Consider the following 18363-nt stretch of genomic DNA (forward strand, 5'->3'; position numbering starts at 1 on the left):
TGATGAATAAGAAAAAACTGGTTTTTACTCTGGTTATCATCGTCCTGATTGCGGCGGCGATTTATGGCATCGTCCAGTACCGCCAACAGCAGGAAAAACCCCTGACGCTGTACGGCAACGTCGATATTCGCTCGGTCAATCTGGCGTTCCGCGTCGGCGGACGACTGGACGCACTGAACGTGGATGAAGGCGACAGCATCCAGCCGGGCCAGCCGTTGGCCGGTCTGGATAGCGCGCCTTATCAAAACGCGCTGCGGCAGGCGCAGGCTAACGTCGCCAGCGCCAGAGCGCAGTTGAACTTGTTGCAGGAAGGGTATCGCCGCGAAGAGATCGAACAGGTGCGCGCCCAGTTGGCGCAAAGCGAGGCGGCTTATCGCTACGCGAACAGCTTCTATCAGCGCCAGTTGGGGCTGTGGGCCAAACGCACGATTTCCGCCGATACGCTGGAAGATGCCAAAACCACCCGTAATCAGGCGTTGGCGACCCTACAGGGCGCCAAAGATAAACTGAAACAGTATGAAAGCGGCAACCGTCCGCAGGAGATCGCCACCGCGCAGGCAACGCTGGCCCAGGCCGAAGCCGCACAGGCGCAGGCCGAACTGGATCTGAAGGATACCGAACTGGTCTCGCCGTCCGCCGGCGTTATTCTGACCCGGGCGGTGGAAGCCGGCAGTATGCTGAGCGCCGGCGGCACGGTCTTTACCCTGTCGTTGACCCGCCCCGTCTGGGTGCGCGCCTACGTCAGCGAAAAAGATTTGGGTCAGGCCGTGCCGGGCAGCCGCATTCTGGTGTATACCGACGGCAGGCCGGATACGCCGTATCACGGTCAAATCGGCTTCGTCTCTCCCAGCGCCGAATTCACGCCGAAAACAGTGGAAACCGAAGATCTGCGCACCGATCTGGTCTACCGCCTGCGTATTGTGGTGAACGATGCCGATGAGCACCTGCGTCAGGGAATGCCGGTGACGCTGCGTTTCGCTCAGGATGCGTCCCGCCATGAATGATACCGCCGCGCGCATCGAGATAAAGGCGCTGGAAAAGCGCTTTCCGGATCAGGACAAACCCGCGGTGGCCAGTCTCACCGAGCAAATCCGGGCCGGCGCCGTCACCGGGCTGGTCGGCCCGGACGGCGCCGGCAAAACCACTCTGCTGCGGATGCTGGCCGGCTTGTTGACCCCCAGCAGCGGCGACATACAGGTAGCCGGCCTCGACCCCATCAAACAGGATCGGCAACTCCACGCCATTCTGGGGTATATGCCGCAAAGATTCGGGCTGTATGAAGACCTGACGGTGATGGAAAACCTTAACCTGTACGCCGACCTGCGCGGCATCACCGGCGATGCGCGCAAGGAAACCTTCGATCGGCTGCTGTCGTTTACCGACCTCACCCGTTTTACCGGTCGACCGGCCGGCAAGCTCTCCGGCGGGATGAAGCAGAAGCTGGGGCTGGCCTGCACGCTGCTGGGACAACCTCAAGTCCTGTTGCTGGATGAACCGGGCGTCGGCGTCGATCCCATCTCGCGCCGCGAGTTGTGGCGTATGGTGCATGAACTGGCCGATGAAGGCATGCTGATCGTGTGGAGCACATCCTATCTGGATGAGGCCGAACAATGCCGGGACATTCTGCTGCTCAATGAAGGCGTACAGCTTTATCGGGGCGAACCCCGGCGGCTAACGGAAAAAATGACCGGCCGCTGCGTGCTGGTCAGCGCGCAGGATAAAAGTCACCGTAAACTGCTGCAACGCGCCCTGCGCCAGCCGCAGGTCAGCGACGGCGTTATTCAGGGACAGTACGTGCGGCTGATTCTGCATCCGCAGGCGGACCGGGCGGCGCTGCTGGCGGCGCTGGAACTTCCCGAAGACAGTATGGAGGACACCGATCCGCGTTTTGAGGATGCGTTTATCGATTTACTGGGCGGCGGCCCGGCCAGCGAATCCTCGCTGGCGAAAATCATGCCGGCGATTAACATCAACGGTGAAGAAACGGTGATTGAAGCCCGCCAACTGACGAAAAAATTCGGCGATTTCGCCGCCACCGACCATGTCAGCTTTAAGGTGCGGCGCGGCGAAATTTTTGGCCTGCTCGGCCCTAACGGCGCGGGAAAATCGACTACCTTCAAAATGATGTGCGGCCTGTTGGTGCCGACGGACGGCAAAGCGCTGGTGCTGGATATGGATCTGAAAAGCAGCTCCGGCAAAGCGCGCCAGCATTTGGGCTATATGGCGCAGAAGTTCTCGCTGTATGGCAATCTGACGGTGGAACAAAATCTGCGATTCTTCTCCGGCGTCTACGGTCTGCAAGGCCAGACGCAGCGCAACAAAATGGCCGCCATGGCGAACGCGTTTAATTTTCAGCCGATTTATCACCAAACGCCCGATGCGCTGCCGCTGGGTTTCAAACAGCGTCTGGCGCTGGCCTGCGCGCTGATGCACGAACCGGATATCCTGTTTCTGGACGAGCCGACTTCCGGCGTCGATCCCCTCACCCGCCGGGAATTCTGGATCCATATCAACGGCATGGTGAACAAGGGCGTGACGGTCATGGTGACGACCCACTTTATGGATGAAGCAGAGTATTGCGACCGCATCGGGCTGGTTTATCACGGCAAACTGATCGCCGTCGGCACGCCGGACGATCTAAAGCAAAAGGCCGCTGACGATCAAACGCCTTCCCCCACCATGGAACAGGCCTTTATTACGCTGATTCAGGACTATGACCGGGAGAATAACCATGGATAATCAGCGAAACAGCCCCCGATTTTCCTACCGTCGCCTGCGCGCCTTATGCCTGAAAGAGACCCGGCAAATATTACGCGACCCGAGCAGTTGGCTGATTGCCTTTGTTATCCCGATACTGCTGCTGTTTATCTTCGGCTACGGCATCAACCTTGATTCCAGCCGGCTTCGGGTCGGTATTCTGGTCGAGCAGCAAAGCGAAGATGCGCTGGATCTGGCGGCGGCTTTTAGCGCCTCGCCGTTTATTTCGCCGACCATCAGCGACAATCGTCAGCAGCTTATCCAGAAGATGCAGGCCGGACACATTCGCGGACTGATTGTCATTCCCGTTGATTTCGCCGAACAGATGGCGCGCCCCTCGGTTCAGGCGCCGATTCAGGTCATAACCGACGGTTCCGAACCCAACACCGCCAACTTCGTACAGGCTTATGCGCAGGGAATATGGCTCATCTGGCAGCAACAGCGGGCCAGCGACGACGGCGAATCGTTTAGCCAATTAATCGAGGTACACCAGCGTTACTGGTTCAACCCGGCCGCCATCAGCCAGCACTTTATCGTACCCGGCGCCATCACCATCATCATGACCGTTATCGGCGCGATTTTAACCTCGCTGGTCATTGCCCGCGAATGGGAGCGCGGCACCATGGAGGCGCTATTATCCACGCAGGTGACCCGCAGCGAACTGCTGCTGGCGAAACTGATCCCTTACTACGTTCTCGGCATGATCGCGATGGCGCTGTGCGTCGTCATCGCCCGTTTCGTCATGCAGGTGCCGTACCGCGGCTCGCTGCTGATACTGTTTGGCATCAGCAGTCTGTTTCTCGCCAGCACGCTGGGGATGGGATTGCTGATTTCCACCGTGACGAAAAACCAATTCAACGCCGCCATGATGGCCCTGAACATCGCGTTTTTGCCCGCCGTGATGCTCTCCGGCTTTATTTTTGAAATCGACAGCATGCCGGCACCGGTGCGGGCCGTCTCCTATCTGATCCCCGCCCGTTATTTCGTCAGTTCGCTGCAAACGCTGTTTCTGGCGGGCAATATCGGCAGCGTGCTGTTTATCAACCTGCTGTTTCTTATCGCCTCCGCCGTGGTATTCATCGGCATCACCGCCTGGAAAACCCAGCGCAGACTGGACTAGGGAGACAATATGTTTCATCGCCTGTGGACACTCATTATCAAGGAACTCCAGTCGCTGCTGCGCGAACCGCAAACGCGCGCCATACTGATGCTGCCCGTGGTAATTCAGGTCGGTCTGTTCCCCTTCGCCGCCACGCTGGACGTGACCAACGCCACCATCGCCATCTACAGCGAGGATAACGGGCAGGCCTCCGTTGAACTCACGCAACGTTTCGCCAAATCCAGGGCGTTTCCCAATGTGCTGTTGCTGCATGCGCCGCAAGAGATCGAACCGACGATGGATAACCAGCGGGCATTGCTCACCATCCGCTTCCCGCCGCAGTTTTCACGCAACATCGCGCGCGGCGAAAGTACCTCCCTGCAAATGATATTGGACGGACGCCACTCCAACAGCGCCCAGATCGCCGCCAATTATGTACAGAAAATCGTGCAGGATTATCAGCGCGAACTGCTGGCCGATAGCCCGACCGGCAACAACAGCGAACTGGTGATCCGCCATTGGTATAACCCGAATCTGGATTACAAATGGTTTGTGGTGCCGTCGCTGATTGCCTTGATCACCACCGTCGGCGTGCTGATCGTCACCGCGCTTTCCGTCGCGCGCGAACGTGAACAGGGTACGCTGGAACAGCTATTGGTTTCGCCGCTGTCGACCTGGCAGATCTTTGTCGGCAAGGCGGTGCCGGCGCTGATCGTCGCCGCCTTCCAGGCGACCATTGTGCTGCTGGCCGGCATCTTCGCCTACCAGATCCCTTTTGCCGGTTCGCTGCTGCTATTCTATCCCACGCTGCTGATTTACGGCCTGTCGCTGGTCGGATTCGGACTGCTGATCTCCTCCGTTTGCGACACCCAGCAACAGGCGTTTATCGGCGTGTTTGTGTTTATGATGCCGGCGATTTTGCTCTCCGGCTACGTTTCGCCGGTGGAAAACATGCCGCAGTGGTTACAGAACGTCACCTGGATCAACCCTATCCGCCATTTCACTGAAATCACCAAACAGATCTACCTGAAAGACGCCGATTTTTCGATTGTCTGGCAAGGAGTGTGGCCGCTGCTGGTGATTATCGTCACCACCGGCTCCGCCGCCTATGCCATATTCCGGCGCAAGATTGCCTGACAGACGGAAGGCCGCCGTTGATAGAGCAAGACGGTTGAGAAATAAAGAGGATACAAAAATCCCCGCACTGGCGGGGATTTGAGGTTGATGACAACGTGCGTCGCGCGGTGAGAACAGATAGAGGGTAAAGACGCGGCCAGTTCATGCCGTAAGCGCGAACCGCGCCGTCTCTGACGCTTTATTCCGCCATTCCGTTAGCGCCGCTCAGCAGCCTTAGCGACGGTTGCCGAAAATGCGCAGCAGCATCAGGAACAGGTTGATAAAGTCCAGATACAGCGTCAGCGCGCCGACAATCGAATATTTGCGGAAGTTATCTTTGTCGTCAACGGCCAGCTGTTCGCCGATGGCTTTCAGTTTCTGCGTGTCATACGCCGTCAGGCCGACAAATACCACCACCCCGATATAGGTGATGGCCCACATCAGCGCATTGCTTTTCAGCCACAGGTTAACCAGCGAGGCCAGCACAATCCCGATCAGCGCCATAAACAGCAGGCTGCCGAATCCGCTTAAGTCGCGTTTGGTGGTGTAGCCATACAGGCTCATGGCGCCGAACATACCGGCGGTAATCACAAAGGTGCTGGCGATCGACTCGCCGGAATACAGAATGAAGATGCTGGAGAGCGTCAGCCCGGTCAGCGCCGAATAGAGCATAAACAGGCTGGTCGCCATCCCGCCGCTCAAACGCTGCACCATGCCGGAAATCACGAACACCAGACCCAGTTGGACGATGATCAGACCAAAGAAGGTAATCTGGCTGGAGAAGACGAAATTGAGTACCGCGGGTGTGTTGGCGGCATACCAGGATACAAACGCCGTGAGTAATAATCCGCAGGTCATCCAGCCATAAACCTGCGCCATATAGGCCTGTAGACCGGACTGCGCGCGTTCAACAATCGAACCACCCGAGCGTGGATATCTATCCATGATGTTACCTTTATTTGCAGTAAGTTATACGTAAGAGACAGGGCGTCTCACCTTCCTTTATCCTAACACATAAACGCCGCTTCAGTTGCTTCCGGCCGGCGACCAGCGCTGCGCCGCCAGTTTGTCGCTGTCGCGCGACTCAACCCAGCGTTCGCCTTCCGGCGTGGCTTCACGTTTCCAGAACGGCGCGCGCGTTTTCAGGTAATCCATAATGAACTGCGCCGCATCGAAAGCGACGCCGCGATGCGCGCCGCTGACGCCGACAAAGACGATTTCATCGCCGGGATAGAGCGGCCCGACCCGATGAATAACGCTGACCCGCGACAGCGGCCAGCGTTCGCGCGCCAGTTCGACGATTTCATCCAGCGCTTTTTCCGTCATGCCGGGATAATGCTCCAGCGTCAACGCGCTGACGTTCTGCGCCAGATTATGATTGCGCACTTTGCCGGTGAAGGTCACGACCGCGCCGTCTTCATCGCACTGCGCCAGCCACTGGTATTCGTCGCCGGGGTTAAAATTTTCCGCGCCGACCCGAATTCGCGTCTCAGCCATGCTCATCCTCCCGTCACCGGCGGGAAAAAAGCCACTTCGTCGCCATCGCGCAGCGGATGCCGCATCTCCACCAGCGACTGGTTTACCGCCGCCAGCAGCTTGTCGGACTCCAGCGCCAGCGCCCAGCGATTTCCCCGTCCGCATAACGCCTGCCGCAGTTCATCCACCGTGGCGTATTGCGCCGACAGCGTCAGACTGTCCATCTCGGTCAGTTCACGTACCTGAGCAAAAAACAGCACGTTAATCATGATGTTACCGCCTTAAAATCGCCTGATTTGCCGCCGCTTTTCGCCAGCAGGCGCACCGGGCCGATCACCATATCCTTCTGTACCGCTTTGCACATATCGTAAATGGTCAGCGCCGCGACCGAAGCCGCCGTCAGCGCTTCCATTTCAACCCCGGTCTTGCCGGTCAGACGGCACAGCGCTTCAATACGCACCCGGTTATGCTCGGGCTGGGCCTCAAGTTCGACGGCCACTTTGCTCAACAGCAGCGGATGGCAAAGCGGGATCAGTTCCCAGGTGCGTTTCGCCGCCTGAATGCCGGCGATGCGGGCGGTGGCGAACACATCGCCTTTGTGGTGGCTGCCCTCGATAATCATCGACAGCGTTTGCGGGGCCATTTCAACAAAGGCTTCCGCCCGCGCTTCGCGCACGGTATCCGCTTTGGCGGAGACATCCACCATCATCGCTTCGCCGTCGGCGTTAATATGCGTCAGTTGTGACATCGTTATTTTACTTTTTCAGATGAGGATAAAAATTACAGGGCTTCTGGCGCGCATCCAGCTGTTCCTGAATAATGCGCTCCCAGGCGGTATGGCAGGCGCGGGTGGATCCCGGCATGGCGAAAATCACCGTCTGATTGGCCAAACCGGCAATCGCGCGCGATTGTATCGTGGCGGTGCCGATATCTTCGTACGACACCATGCGGAACAGTTCGCCGAACCCTTCAATCTCACGGTCGAACAGCACGCGAATCGCTTCCGGCGCCACGTCGCCGGCGGTAAATCCCGTTCCGCCGTTAATCAGGATCGCCTGAATCTCGTCGCTGGCGATCCAGGCGGAGACCTGCGCCCTGATCTGATAGATGTTTTCCCGGACGATCCGGCTGGCGATGATCTGATGCCCGGCGGACTGCGCCGCTTCGCGCAGATAGTCGCCGGACGTATCGTCGGCCGCGGTACGCTTTTCCGACACAGTAAGCACCGCGATATTCAGCGGGACAAATTCGCTACTAACCTTGCTCATGCCTGACTCCTTAAGAAATACGCCGCACCACCGGGCTTAACCGCCGATAAACGACAGGTTCTGCGTAATGCCGCTATTACCCTGATGCAGAAAATGGGTTTGCTTCTTGGATGATAATCCGCCGGAGATGCGGCTTTTCAACGCATCAAGCTGGCTATCGTCGGCCATCAGATCCCGCAGCGGGATCCCCTGCTCGCCGAACAGACAGAGATGAAGGTTGCCGATGGCGGACACGCGCAGACGGTTACAGCTCTGACAGAAATCTTTCGCATAGGGCATGATCAAACCGATTTCGCCCTGATAATCCGGGTGCCGGAATACTCGCGCCGGGCCGTCGCTGCGGCCGCGGGCCTGTTCGCACCATCCCTGCGACAACAATTGCCGCAGAATCACGTCGCCGGAAATGTGGCGCTGCCGGAAGATTTTACTCCCTTCGCCGGTTTCCATCAGTTCAATAAAGCGCAGTTGAATCGGCCGATCCTTAATCCACTGAAGAAAGGTATGCAGGCTGGCGTGGTTGACATCCCGCATCAGGACGGTATTGATTTTCACCTTGCTGAAACCGCAGGCGAAAGCCGCATCAATGCCCTCCATCACCTGACGGAACTTATCCTGCCCGGTGATCGCCTGAAACTGGCGCGCATCCAGACTATCCACGCTGACATTTAGTCCGGTCAGTCCGGCTTCGCGCCATTGGGCGACATCACGGGCAAGACGGTAGCCGTTGGTGGTCACGGCCAGCGTACGGATAGCCGGATTTTCGCGGATCGCCGCGATAATCTCGGTAAAATCGCGACGCAAAGAGGGTTCCCCGCCGCTGAGACGCACTTTTTCCGTGCCTAATTCGGCAAACGCGCGGCTTACGCGACGGATTTCATCCAAAGACAAAAACTGGTGGGTTTTGACGCCATTCGGCTTATAGCCATCCGGCAGACAATAGGTACAACGGAAATTGCAGACATCAGTAATCGACAGCCGCAAATAGTAAAACTTGCGCGCAAACGCATCAGTCAGTTGACTCACCATAAACACCTTTCCAAATACGGGAGATGCAGGCATTTCTACCTCGCACCCTGGCGACGCTAACGGTCACGGCCAGGGCGCCTTATCATGCGTTGCAACGCATCACTTAGGCGCCAAGGCTAGGAGTTTGATTTATGTCGGCGATTTGGCGATAACCCGCCGAATCCCACTGACGCAAATCATAAATTTCGGCTATAAGTCTAGCCCCAAACATGACGCGGAGTCACTTAAAAATACGATATATACTTTGATATACAACGATTTTTCTTTACTACACTCATACAGCATACTGGAAAATCATGCGGGGAAATTGCCGCAGGTCACACCTGCACGATGATCTTTCGCCTTTTCTATCGAAATCAGCTACCTTACCGGCGGCAGTTGTCTTCTCGGTTTAAATGATAGGGTTATTATGTTCAAACGCACGTTGGCCGATCTCGATCGGGTTGTCGCCCTCGGGGGCGGACACGGCTTAGGTCGGGTAATGTCTTCGCTTTCCTCGCTGGGTTCCCGTCTGACCGGCATCGTCACCACCACGGATAACGGCGGCTCGACGGGAAGAATTAGACGCGCCGAGGGCGGCATAGCCTGGGGCGATACCCGTAACTGTCTGAATCAGATGATTACCGCGCCGAGCGTCGCCTCCGCCATGTTTGAATACCGTTTTAACGGCAACGGCGAACTGGCGGGGCATAACCTGGGCAACCTGATGCTGAAAGCGCTCGATAATCTGAGCGTTCGTCCGCTGGAAGCCATTAACCTGCTGCGTAATCTGCTGAAAGTCGACGCGTTGTTGATTCCAATGTCCGAACAGCCGGTCGATTTAATGGCGATTGATGAACAGGGAAATCCGGTATACGGCGAAGTCGAAGTCGATCAGCTTCCCGCCCTGCCGCAGGATTTGATGCTGTTTCCCGCCGTCGCCGCAACGCTTGAAGCGCTGGAAGCCATCGCCAATGCGGACTTGATTCTGATCGGCCCCGGCAGCTTTCTCACCAGTCTGATGCCGCCGCTGCTGCTTGACGATCTCAGCCTCGCCCTGCGCGACACCGCGGCGCCGATTATCTACATCGACAATCTGGGACGCGAGCTTAGCCCCTGCGCGGCCGACATGACGCTAACGCAGAAACTGGCGATGATGGAGAAACACATCGGCGCAGGACGTATCGATATGGTGATCATGCCGCCCGGGCCGGCGAACATAGCCGACGGGCGCATTCTGATCCAGCAGCCGCTGGAAGCGACGGATATCCCCTACCGCCACGACCGGAAATTACTTTACGCCGCCATCGAAAAAGGCTTATCCGCGTTAATGCGGACGGGCGCGCGCCTGTAGTCCTGAGAGTCGGTTTGCCGCGCGGCGCCTGCATGGCGGCGGGGAAAACAGCTATCCGAGCGCAGTGGAGCCGTTGCTGGAACGCCGCCCGGCACACGCCAGGCGGAAAAGCGCAATAGATCTTAATCGCCGGCGCTTGTTAACGCAGAGGGGAAAACCGTAACGCTCGAACGTCGTTATGCATCGGATTTTCCATCGCGCAGCCAGGGCGTATAGGTTACGCCGACCAGCATCCCCTCGGGACTGAGGAAACGCGTTACCTGCTGCCCCCAGGGTTCCAACCGGTTTTCCACCAATAATCGATAACCCTGTTTTTTGAGCGCCTGGGTGGCCGCGTCCATATCGGCAACGTCGAACTCCAGCCAGCTCTGAGGGGTGGGAAGATTGGTCGGCCACTGCGGTTGTCCGAAACATGACTCGCTGGCTTGTGTTAGCGGCCACAGGGAAAAATGTTTCGCGCCGTCGATTTTATCCGTGAGCAGATAATCCTCGTTCCCCTGCATGGGTTTCAACGGCAGGCGCAGCGTGTTGACGTAAAGCTGACGACTGGCGGAAAGCGACGTCACGATCGGGCCGAAACCGGCGATAAACAGAACCTCGATATCAGGTATGGCGATATCCATTTTAATTCCTCGAAATAATGTCATTCATTCCCTTGTTCAGGATACACCCATAACGGATAAAGGCGACGAAGGTCATGAAACCTCTGCCGCCCTGTGTTTTCATTTTCGGACTCGACGCGGAGACCTTATGCCGCTTTAACGCCGGCCTGGCGTTTTTTATTCAACTCATCGGCGCAGGCAATGCCATAGAGGGTGGCCGCGGTAAGTTGCGCGCCCACGATGTAGTCATCGTAAAACAGGCCGCCAATCGAGTTGCCGATGGCGTAAAGCCCGTGAACGACTTTCCTTTCGCCATTCAGCACTTCGGTTTTGACGTTCACCAGCGGGCCGCCAAAGGTCGCCGTCATCCCGCCCTGGAACGGGAAGGCGTAAAAAGGCGCTTTGGCGATAAGGCGCGGATGTTCCAGCGTCAGCGGCGGATTAAGTTCGCCGGCGCGCTGTTGAGTAATGGCGTCATTGTACTCTTTGATGGTGGCGGTCAACGCCTGCGGATCGATGCCGGCGGCTTTGGCCAGCCCTTCGATGGTGTCGGACTGATAGACCGGCGCCTTGTTTCTCTCATAGCGGGCAAAGCGTTCCCTGACCATCGCCGAGGATTCTTTGGACGACTCATCGACAATAATGAAAGCCAGATTTTCTTTTATCAGCCTGGCGGTTTCCTTGGCAACGCGAACATAGGTATTCACTTCGTCGATATAACGCTTCCCTTCTTTGGTCACCAGCGGGCCGTAGTTCACCAGAATGGACGGATTTGCGCTGCCGTATATCGGGCCGGCATGAAACTGATCGATATTGACCATTTTGGCGTACAGCGGCCGCGTCAGATTCAGGTTTTCCCCGGTGATGATGCGCGATCCCCGGATCGGCATCTGCGCCGCCCATCCCCCCATATAGGCGGTAACGAGATCTTCCGAGGCGTGAAAACCGCCGGTGGCGATAACCACGCCGTATTTCGCCTGAAGATTCTTAATGCCCTCATTATCGACAACCTTAACGCCGGTAACGGAAAATTTGTCATCCGTCAGCAGTTCGAGCGCCTTGGTATTGGTCAACACGGGAATGCCTCGGGCTTTGATCTGTTCAAAAAGCTGTATCACCAGTTGTGAACCGCCGGGCTTGGACGGGCCGTCGACCACATGGCTGCGTCCTCTTGCCGGATAGGCCTCGGTTTCAATCTTCGCCCATTTGATGCCGACCACATCGGTCAGCCACTCCAGCGCGGCGTCGCAGTGCCGGACAAAATAACGCGTCAGTACCGGGTCGCCTTTTCCCTGCGACATCTTGATCATGTCATCATAAAACAGCTGCTCACTATCCTCGGCATTTACCCCCTGTTCCTGTTGAAAGCGGGTTTTTAATCCCAGAAAATGCCCGCCGGCATACAGGGTGTTGCCCGCCGGCCGCGACATTTTTTCGACCAGAATCGGTTTTAGTCCCAGCTCCGCGGCATGAATGGCGCAGACCATGCCCGCGCAACCGGCGCCGAGGATCACGGTATCGAATGCAGACTCGCCGCCCGCCGCCAGCGCGGCTGTCGCCGCATTTCCGGTCTGCGCCGCCTGTGCAATGCCCGCCGCGCCCATCAGTGAAAGCGCCCCTACCCCGGCGGTCGCTATCCCGCCCGTAATGGCCTCGCGCCGGGTGATCTTTTTCTCAAACGTCATCGTCGTTTCCCCTTGCTAATATAGAAGCTTATCAATGCCAGACATCGCACCAATTAATAATTATTTATACGCCTATCATATTCATGCAGGAAATAAACGCCGCTATTGATGATTTTTTTCAATTATTATTTGAATTTATTTTCCTCCTGACATTAATTGCTATGCCGGTCACAGAATTAATCGCCGTTTTATATTTGTCGTATAATAGAAAAGCGCTGACTGAATAATATCCTGCGCCTGTCGCTCCGGACGATATCAATTAATAACATCAGCCGTATAACAAGACGTATTAAATATGCCGGATAATTTTTTCACGCCATTCCGGAAAATAAAACGGAAACAACCATTAGATTTATTTAACGAGGTTATTTACTGATGGAATAAACTGACCGATATTTAGCGCGTCATCCAAATAATATGCCGGGCGTAACTATCAATATCGCTGATAATACTATTCGGGGATTTTAATCATTAAGCGCTCTTTTATATAAAGGCTGATGATATCCTCCAGCTGATTGACGCGCGCAAAGACGCTGCCGTTATCCATGAAAGACGGGATGGCCCGGTTCCCCGGTCATCCCGTCCGCTCCTACGCCATCATGAGGCGGCGATAAACTGCGCGCGCAAGGCCTGAACCTGATCGCGCAGTTCGGCGGCTTCTTCAAACTCCAGATTCTGCGCATGGGTCATCATTTTACTTTCCAGCTCGCGGATCTTCAGTTCCAGCGCTTTCGGCGTAAGTAACTGATAGCCGGCGGCAGGCTCGGCGGCTTTTTTACCACGGCCTTTACCCTTGTGCGCCGGCTGCCCCAGTTGCAGAATGTCCGCGATTTTCTTGTTCAGACCCTGCGGCACGATGCCGTGTTCGCGGTTGTAAGCCTGCTGTTTCTCACGACGGCGCTCGGTTTCGCTAATCGCCCGTTCCATTGAGGGAGTAATTCTGTCGCCATATAAAATCGCTTTACCATTCAGGTTACGCGCCGCACGGCCGATGGTCTGAATCAGCGAGCGCTCGGAACGCAGGAAACCTTCCTTATCGGCGTCCAGAATCGCCACCAGCGACACTTCCGGCATATCCAGCCCTTCACGCAGCAGGTTAATGCCGACCAGCACATCAAACTCGCCCAACCGCAGATCGCGGATAATCTCGACGCGCTCGACGGTATCGATATCGGAGTGCAGATAGCGCACCCGTTCGCCGTGTTCTTCCAGATACTCCGTCAAATCTTCCGCCATACGTTTGGTCAGCGTGGTGACCAGTACCCGTTCGTTCACCGCGGCGCGCAGGCGGATTTCCGACAACAGGTCGTCCACCTGGGTGGCGACCGGCCTGACTTCCAGCACCGGATCCAACAGGCCGGTGGGACGAACCACCTGATCGATCACTTCGCCGCCGGATTTTTCCAGCTCATACTTGCCCGGCGTCGCCGAGACATAAATGGTCTGCGGCGCCAGCGCTTCAAATTCCTCAAACTTCATCGGGCGGTTATCCAACGCCGACGGCAGGCGGAAGCCATACTCCACCAGCGTCTCTTTGCGCGCCCGGTCGCCGCGGTACATGCCGCCGATCTGCGGAATGGTGACGTGGGATTCATCGATCACCAGCAGCCCGTCGGCCGGCAGGTAGTCGAACAGCGTCGGCGGCGGCTCGCCGGGGCCGCGCCCGGACAGATAGCGCGAGTAGTTTTCGATGCCGGAGCAATAGCCCAGCTCGTTCATCATTTCCAGATCAAACTGGGTGCGCTGGCTAAGACGCTGCTCCTCCACCAGCTTGTTGTTCGCCAGCAGTATCTTGCGGCGATCGGCCAGTTCGACCTTGATATCCTCCATCGCCTGCAAAATCCGCTCGCGCGGCGTCACATAGTGCGTTTTGGGGTAGATGGTATAACGCGGCACGACATGCAGAATCTGCCCGGTTAAAGGGTCGAACAGCGACAGCCGTTCCACTTCTTCATCAAACAGCTCGACGCGCAGCGCCACATCGTCCGACTCGGCCGGGAAAATATCGATCACTTCGCCGCGCACCCGGAAAGTCCCGCGCTGAAACGCCTGATCGTTGCGGGTATATTGCAGTTCCGCCAGCCGGTGTAAAATCGCCCGCTGATCGATAAGCATCCCCTGCGTCAGATGCAGCATCATTTTCAGATACAGATCGGGATCGCCCAGACCGTAAATGGCGGAAACCGAGGCGACCACCACCACATCACGCCGCTCCAGCATGGCTTTGGTCGCCGAGAGCCGCATCTGTTCGATATGTTCGTTAACCGAGGCATCCTTTTCGATAAAGGTATCGGAGCTCGGCACATAGGCTTCCGGCTGATAGTAGTCGTAATACGAGACGAAATACTCCACCGCATTATCCGGAAAAAACGCTTTCATCTCCCCGTAAAGCTGGGCGGCCAGCGTTTTATTGGGCGCCAGCACCATCGTGGGACGATTCAGATCGGCAATCACGTTGGCGATGGTAAAGGTTTTGCCCGATCCGGTGACCCCCAGCAGCGTCTGATGCGCCAGTCCATCCTCTAATCCTTCCTTTAAGCGGCGAATGGCTTCCGGCTGATCGCCCGCGGGTTTAAATTCGGAATTCAGTTTGAATACTTTACTCATAGTCGAATACGTTTCTCTTGGATGGCTGGCGGATGGCAAACGAGCGGAACCGGACGGCAAGCATTGACACTCACGCTATTATGGGAACCAATCACGGAGTTTGCCACCGCCATGATACTGGATATAAAAACAGCATCAAGGAAATTATTGCCCGCGCGCGCGATTAACCGGCAAATCGTTCGCCGACGCCCTTGTGTTTATCGCGAGCGGCCTGAGCGCCGCAAACGGTTTTCTAATGCAACAATCAGATCCGTCATTATTTATCCCCAGATTAATGATATTGCTAAAGTGTCCGTCTGTTTTTTGCCGCTAATTTATGCAACCACCCGGCATCGGCGCCCAGGGGGCTTGATTTTAAATAACACAATGATTTAAAAAGAATTAGCAAAAAAGCGGAGAATAACGCCAACCTGGCGGAAAGCCGCGTCAGCTCTCGCCTGGCATGGTTTTCCTGTCGCTAATGCACACAGTTATCCACAGAAATAGTGGATAACTCCCACAACCCCGCATCCGCTCTGAGCTGCCGAAATACTACCGTCATCAAACGGCAACACGGATACGGATTTTCTTCACTTTTTTTCTGCAATTTATCTCATAAATATTAGGCTAAAAATGATTATAGCGGGAACGGAAAAATCAGCGCGAAGTCAGCGCTGTCAAGGGCTAAGTGAGTTTTTTAGGTTATTTTTTTCTACCGATGAATGATAAATACGAGGCTAATTATCAACAGGGAATAGCGATAAATATTTACCCGCCTGGCTATCCCCTTTTTGTCTCTTATGATTTTACACAGCGCAATGCGCCGCTTTTCATGATTCCAGCCGCATCAGATCGATATAGCGCGCCAGATTCTGCGACTGCGGGTCCGTCAGGTGTGGAATTTCGCCCAGCAGCGGCGCCGGTAAAAACCGCTGCAAGCTGTTCAGATACTCCCGATGCCGTTTCCCCGGCGGCAAAATATCATTGGCGATCCAACCGCTGAGCGTCAGACCGGCCTGCCTGACGGCGCAGGCGGTCAGCATGGCGTGATTAATACAGCCGAGTTTAATTCCGACCACCAGGATCACCGGCAACTGCTCCCGCGCCACCCAGTCGGCGAACGTCTCCTGCTCCGATAGCGGCGTCAGCCAACCGCCGGCGCCTTCCACCAACAGCCAGTCGGCCTGCGCTTCCAACGCCCGTAGCCCGGCGGAAAGCGCGCTCAACGAAATCGGCCGTTGCTCCGCCGCGCTGACGATATGCGGCGACGTCGGCTCGACGAACGCCAGCGGATTGACGCTCTGATAGTCAAGCCGCACGCTGCTGTTGGCCTGAAGCGACAGCGCATCGCCGTTGCGTACCCCTTGCGGGGTGATTTCACAGCCGGAGGCCACCGGCTTATAGCCTGCGGTGCGGTATCCGGCCTGATTGGCGGCCTGCAACAACGCGCTGCTGGCGATCGTCTTGCCGACTTCAGTATCCGTTCCGGTCACGAACCAGCGTTTAATCACGATAAATAACTCCATAAACCAGTTGATAACTTAACGGATAACCATCCTGCTGCGGATACGCCGATGACAACGCCTTGAGTCGCGAGCGGCTGAGCAAGCCCGGCGCACGGTCCTGATGCTGCCAGGTGGCGCCGATGCCCTTCAACGATTTCAGTACGGACAGCACATCCGGGAAACGGCAGGTTACGCGCTCCTGATGGAGCCGGCAGCGATAAGGCCGACAGGCGGCCTCAATCGCCTCGACGGGCAGAAAGCGATTCACCCGACGCGAGCCGTCCAAACGGCGCCAGGCCTGCGCCAGCTCCGTCAGCGAGCCGTCCGCCAGCGTGGAAAAGGCGATCGCGCCGCCTGAACGGGTAACCCGATACAGTTCGGCCAGCGCCGCGGGTAAATCATCGCACCACTGCACCGCCAGATTGCTGTAGCTGATGTCCACGCTGCCGGCCGCCAGCGGCAGATTTTCGATATCGCCCAGCAGATAACGCGCGGCGGACTGATTTTCGGCGGCCCGGGCCAGCATTTCGGCGGACAAATCCAGCGCCGTAACCGTCTTCCCCAGTTGTTGCCAGCGGCGGCTGAAATGTCCGGTGCCGCAGCCGGCATCCAGCACCTGCGAACCCGAATGCGGCGCAATCATGTCGAGTAGCCGTTCGCCGCTGGCGCGTTGCAGCGCGGCGAAACGGTCATAACTGCCGGCCGCGCGGCCAAATGCTCTGGCAATGGCCTGCTTGTCATGCGCTTCAGTCAGCATGGCGCAGCACCGTCAGCAGTCGTTCGATATCTTCCGGCCGGTGCGCCGCCGTCAGGGTAATTCTCAGACGGGCGCCGCCGGGAGGAACCGTCGGCGGGCGCATCGCGCTGACCCACAATCCCTGCGCGCGGATACGCGTCATTAATGCCAGCGCGCGCGCATTATCGCCGACCACCAGCGGTTGAATGGCGCAATGGGAATTCATCAACCGGTGCGACTCGCCGTCGCACCCGGCGCGAAATAGCGCGATATTGCGCCGTAACGCCGCACGCAGCGCGTCGCCCTGCCGGATACAATCCAGCGCGGCGCTCAGCGCGCAGGCCTGCGCGGCGGGCATGGCGGTGCTGTAAATCAAATGGCGGGCGAATTGTAAGAAGTATTCCGCCAGCGGCTGCGCGCATAACACGGCCGCGCCGCTGACGCCAAAGGCCTTGCCGAAGGTGACGATCAGCAGCTCGGGCTGAATGCCCTGCCGCCAGCAACTGCCCCGGCCCTCATCGCCCAGCACGCCGATGCCGTGCGCATCATCCACCATCAGCCATGCGCCTCGTTCACGGCATAACGCATGCAGTTGCGGCAGCGGCGCGGCGTCGCCGTCCATGCTGAATATCCCTTCGGTCACCGCCAGCGTTTGCCCGTCGGCGGGCTTTGCCAACAGTCGGCGCAGGGACTCATCATCGTTGTGGGCGAAGCGCCGTAACGTGGCCGGCGAGTGCGCCGCCGCCTCCAGCAGGGAAGCATGGCTCAGCTTATCGGCCAGAATATGGTCGCCCGCCTGCGTTAACGCGGCCACGACCGCCTGGTTGGCCGCATAGCCGGAAATAAACAACAGCGCGCGCGGATAGCCCAGCCAGTCGGCTAACTGTTGTTCCAGCCGCGCATGGGCGTCGGTATAGCCGGTGACGTGGCCGGAGCCGCCGCTGCCGACGCCATAGCGCGCCGCGCCCTGCTGCCAGGCCCGGATAATATCGGGATGACCGCTCAACCCCAGATAATCATTGCTGGAGAAGTTGAGGTAACGCCGCCCGCCTTGCGCCAGCCAACGGCCATTGCCGCCCTGATTCGCCTGACGCGTACGGTAGGCGTCATCCTGGCGCCGCTTTTCCAGCGCCAGCGCGATACGCTGCTGCCAGCTCATGAATCCGCCCGCCGA

General features: G+C 57.3%; 17 protein-coding genes and 1 riboswitch. Of the genes, 5 read left to right on the plus strand and 12 right to left on the minus strand.

Annotated elements, in window-relative coordinates; all coding sequences use genetic code 11:
- Window positions 1–2 precede the first annotated feature (2 nt).
- The 4 genes from hlyD to ABRZ26_RS05575 are packed head-to-tail and all read left to right on the plus strand — an operon-like array spanning window position 3 to window position 4993.
- The gene (gene hlyD, locus ABRZ26_RS05560; protein ID WP_319603257.1) at window positions 3–1004 is read left to right on the plus strand and encodes a secretion protein HlyD; all 1002 of its coding nucleotides are present in this window, start codon (window positions 3–5) and stop codon (window positions 1002–1004) included.
- On the plus strand, window positions 997–2739 hold the full coding sequence (locus ABRZ26_RS05565) for an ATP-binding cassette domain-containing protein (RefSeq protein ID WP_319603258.1): 1743 nt from the start codon (window positions 997–999) through the stop codon (window positions 2737–2739). The genes hlyD and ABRZ26_RS05565 overlap by 8 nt, the downstream gene beginning before the upstream one ends.
- Complete coding sequence (locus ABRZ26_RS05570) at window positions 2732–3877, plus strand: ABC transporter permease (protein WP_319603259.1); 1146 nt, start codon at window positions 2732–2734, stop codon at window positions 3875–3877. Before ABRZ26_RS05565 ends, ABRZ26_RS05570 begins: the two co-directional genes overlap by 8 nt.
- A gap of 9 nt (window positions 3878–3886) precedes the next feature.
- Window positions 3887–4993 (plus strand): ABC transporter permease, encoded by a 1107-nt coding sequence (locus ABRZ26_RS05575; protein ID WP_319603260.1) that lies wholly within the window; start codon window positions 3887–3889, stop codon window positions 4991–4993.
- Window positions 4994–5206: 213 nt separating this feature from the next.
- Here the strand turns inward: ABRZ26_RS05575 and ABRZ26_RS05580 are convergent, their stop codons facing one another.
- From ABRZ26_RS05580 to moaA, 6 genes are all read right to left on the minus strand, one after another.
- Entirely contained in the window at window positions 5207–5917 is a 711-nt protein-coding gene (locus ABRZ26_RS05580) for a Bax inhibitor-1/YccA family protein (protein ID WP_319603261.1), read from the minus strand.
- A gap of 81 nt (window positions 5918–5998) precedes the next feature.
- Window positions 5999–6469 (minus strand): molybdopterin synthase catalytic subunit MoaE, encoded by a 471-nt coding sequence (gene moaE, locus ABRZ26_RS05585; RefSeq protein WP_319603262.1) that lies wholly within the window; start codon window positions 6467–6469, stop codon window positions 5999–6001.
- 2 nt (window positions 6470–6471) lie between these two features.
- Window positions 6472–6717 (minus strand): molybdopterin synthase sulfur carrier subunit, encoded by a 246-nt coding sequence (gene moaD / locus ABRZ26_RS05590; protein WP_319603263.1) that lies wholly within the window; start codon window positions 6715–6717, stop codon window positions 6472–6474.
- On the minus strand, window positions 6714–7196 hold the full coding sequence (moaC, locus tag ABRZ26_RS05595) for a cyclic pyranopterin monophosphate synthase MoaC (protein ID WP_319603264.1): 483 nt from the start codon (window positions 7194–7196) through the stop codon (window positions 6714–6716). Before moaC ends, moaD begins: the two co-directional genes overlap by 4 nt.
- A 7-nt stretch (window positions 7197–7203) precedes the next feature.
- On the minus strand, window positions 7204–7716 hold the full coding sequence (moaB, locus tag ABRZ26_RS05600) for a molybdenum cofactor biosynthesis protein B (RefSeq protein ID WP_319603265.1): 513 nt from the start codon (window positions 7714–7716) through the stop codon (window positions 7204–7206).
- Window positions 7717–7752: 36 nt separating this feature from the next.
- Entirely contained in the window at window positions 7753–8742 is a 990-nt protein-coding gene (moaA, locus tag ABRZ26_RS05605; protein ID WP_319603266.1) for a GTP 3',8-cyclase MoaA, read from the minus strand.
- Window positions 8730–8877: riboswitch (molybdenum cofactor riboswitch) on the minus strand. (Overlaps the previous gene by 13 nt.)
- A gap of 274 nt (window positions 8878–9151) precedes the next feature.
- On the opposite strand from moaA, the gene ABRZ26_RS05610 reads away from it, so the two are divergent.
- Window positions 9152–10075: a gluconeogenesis factor YvcK family protein gene (locus ABRZ26_RS05610; protein ID WP_319603267.1), complete on the plus strand. Its 924-nt coding sequence runs from the start codon at window positions 9152–9154 to the stop codon at window positions 10073–10075.
- 176 nt (window positions 10076–10251) lie between these two features.
- Here the strand turns inward: ABRZ26_RS05610 and ABRZ26_RS05615 are convergent, their stop codons facing one another.
- The 6 genes from ABRZ26_RS05615 to bioF all read right to left on the minus strand — a co-directional run bounded on the left by ABRZ26_RS05615 (window position 10252) and on the right by bioF (window position 18348).
- On the minus strand, window positions 10252–10698 hold the full coding sequence (locus ABRZ26_RS05615; RefSeq protein WP_319603268.1) for a VOC family protein: 447 nt from the start codon (window positions 10696–10698) through the stop codon (window positions 10252–10254).
- Between the two features lie 125 nt (window positions 10699–10823).
- The gene (locus ABRZ26_RS05620; protein ID WP_319603269.1) at window positions 10824–12362 is read right to left on the minus strand and encodes an FAD-dependent oxidoreductase; all 1539 of its coding nucleotides are present in this window, start codon (window positions 12360–12362) and stop codon (window positions 10824–10826) included.
- 597 nt (window positions 12363–12959) lie between these two features.
- Window positions 12960–14969 (minus strand): excinuclease ABC subunit UvrB, encoded by a 2010-nt coding sequence (uvrB, locus tag ABRZ26_RS05625; RefSeq protein ID WP_319603270.1) that lies wholly within the window; start codon window positions 14967–14969, stop codon window positions 12960–12962.
- Between the two features lie 809 nt (window positions 14970–15778).
- Entirely contained in the window at window positions 15779–16459 is a 681-nt protein-coding gene (gene bioD / locus ABRZ26_RS05630) for a dethiobiotin synthase (protein WP_319603271.1), read from the minus strand.
- Window positions 16452–17210 carry a malonyl-ACP O-methyltransferase BioC gene (gene bioC, locus ABRZ26_RS05635; RefSeq protein ID WP_319603272.1) on the minus strand — a complete coding sequence of 253 codons (759 nt, stop codon included), beginning with the start codon at window positions 17208–17210 and terminating at the stop codon, window positions 16452–16454. Before bioC ends, bioD begins: the two co-directional genes overlap by 8 nt.
- Window positions 17200–18348, minus strand: a complete 1149-nt coding sequence (gene bioF / locus ABRZ26_RS05640; RefSeq protein WP_319603273.1) for an 8-amino-7-oxononanoate synthase — start codon at window positions 18346–18348, stop codon at window positions 17200–17202. The genes bioC and bioF overlap by 11 nt, the downstream gene beginning before the upstream one ends.
- Between the last annotated feature and the right edge of the window lie 15 nt (window positions 18349–18363).

This window comes from Brenneria sp. L4-2C, assembly GCF_040240335.1.
Taxonomy (GTDB): domain Bacteria; phylum Pseudomonadota; class Gammaproteobacteria; order Enterobacterales; family Enterobacteriaceae; genus Brenneria.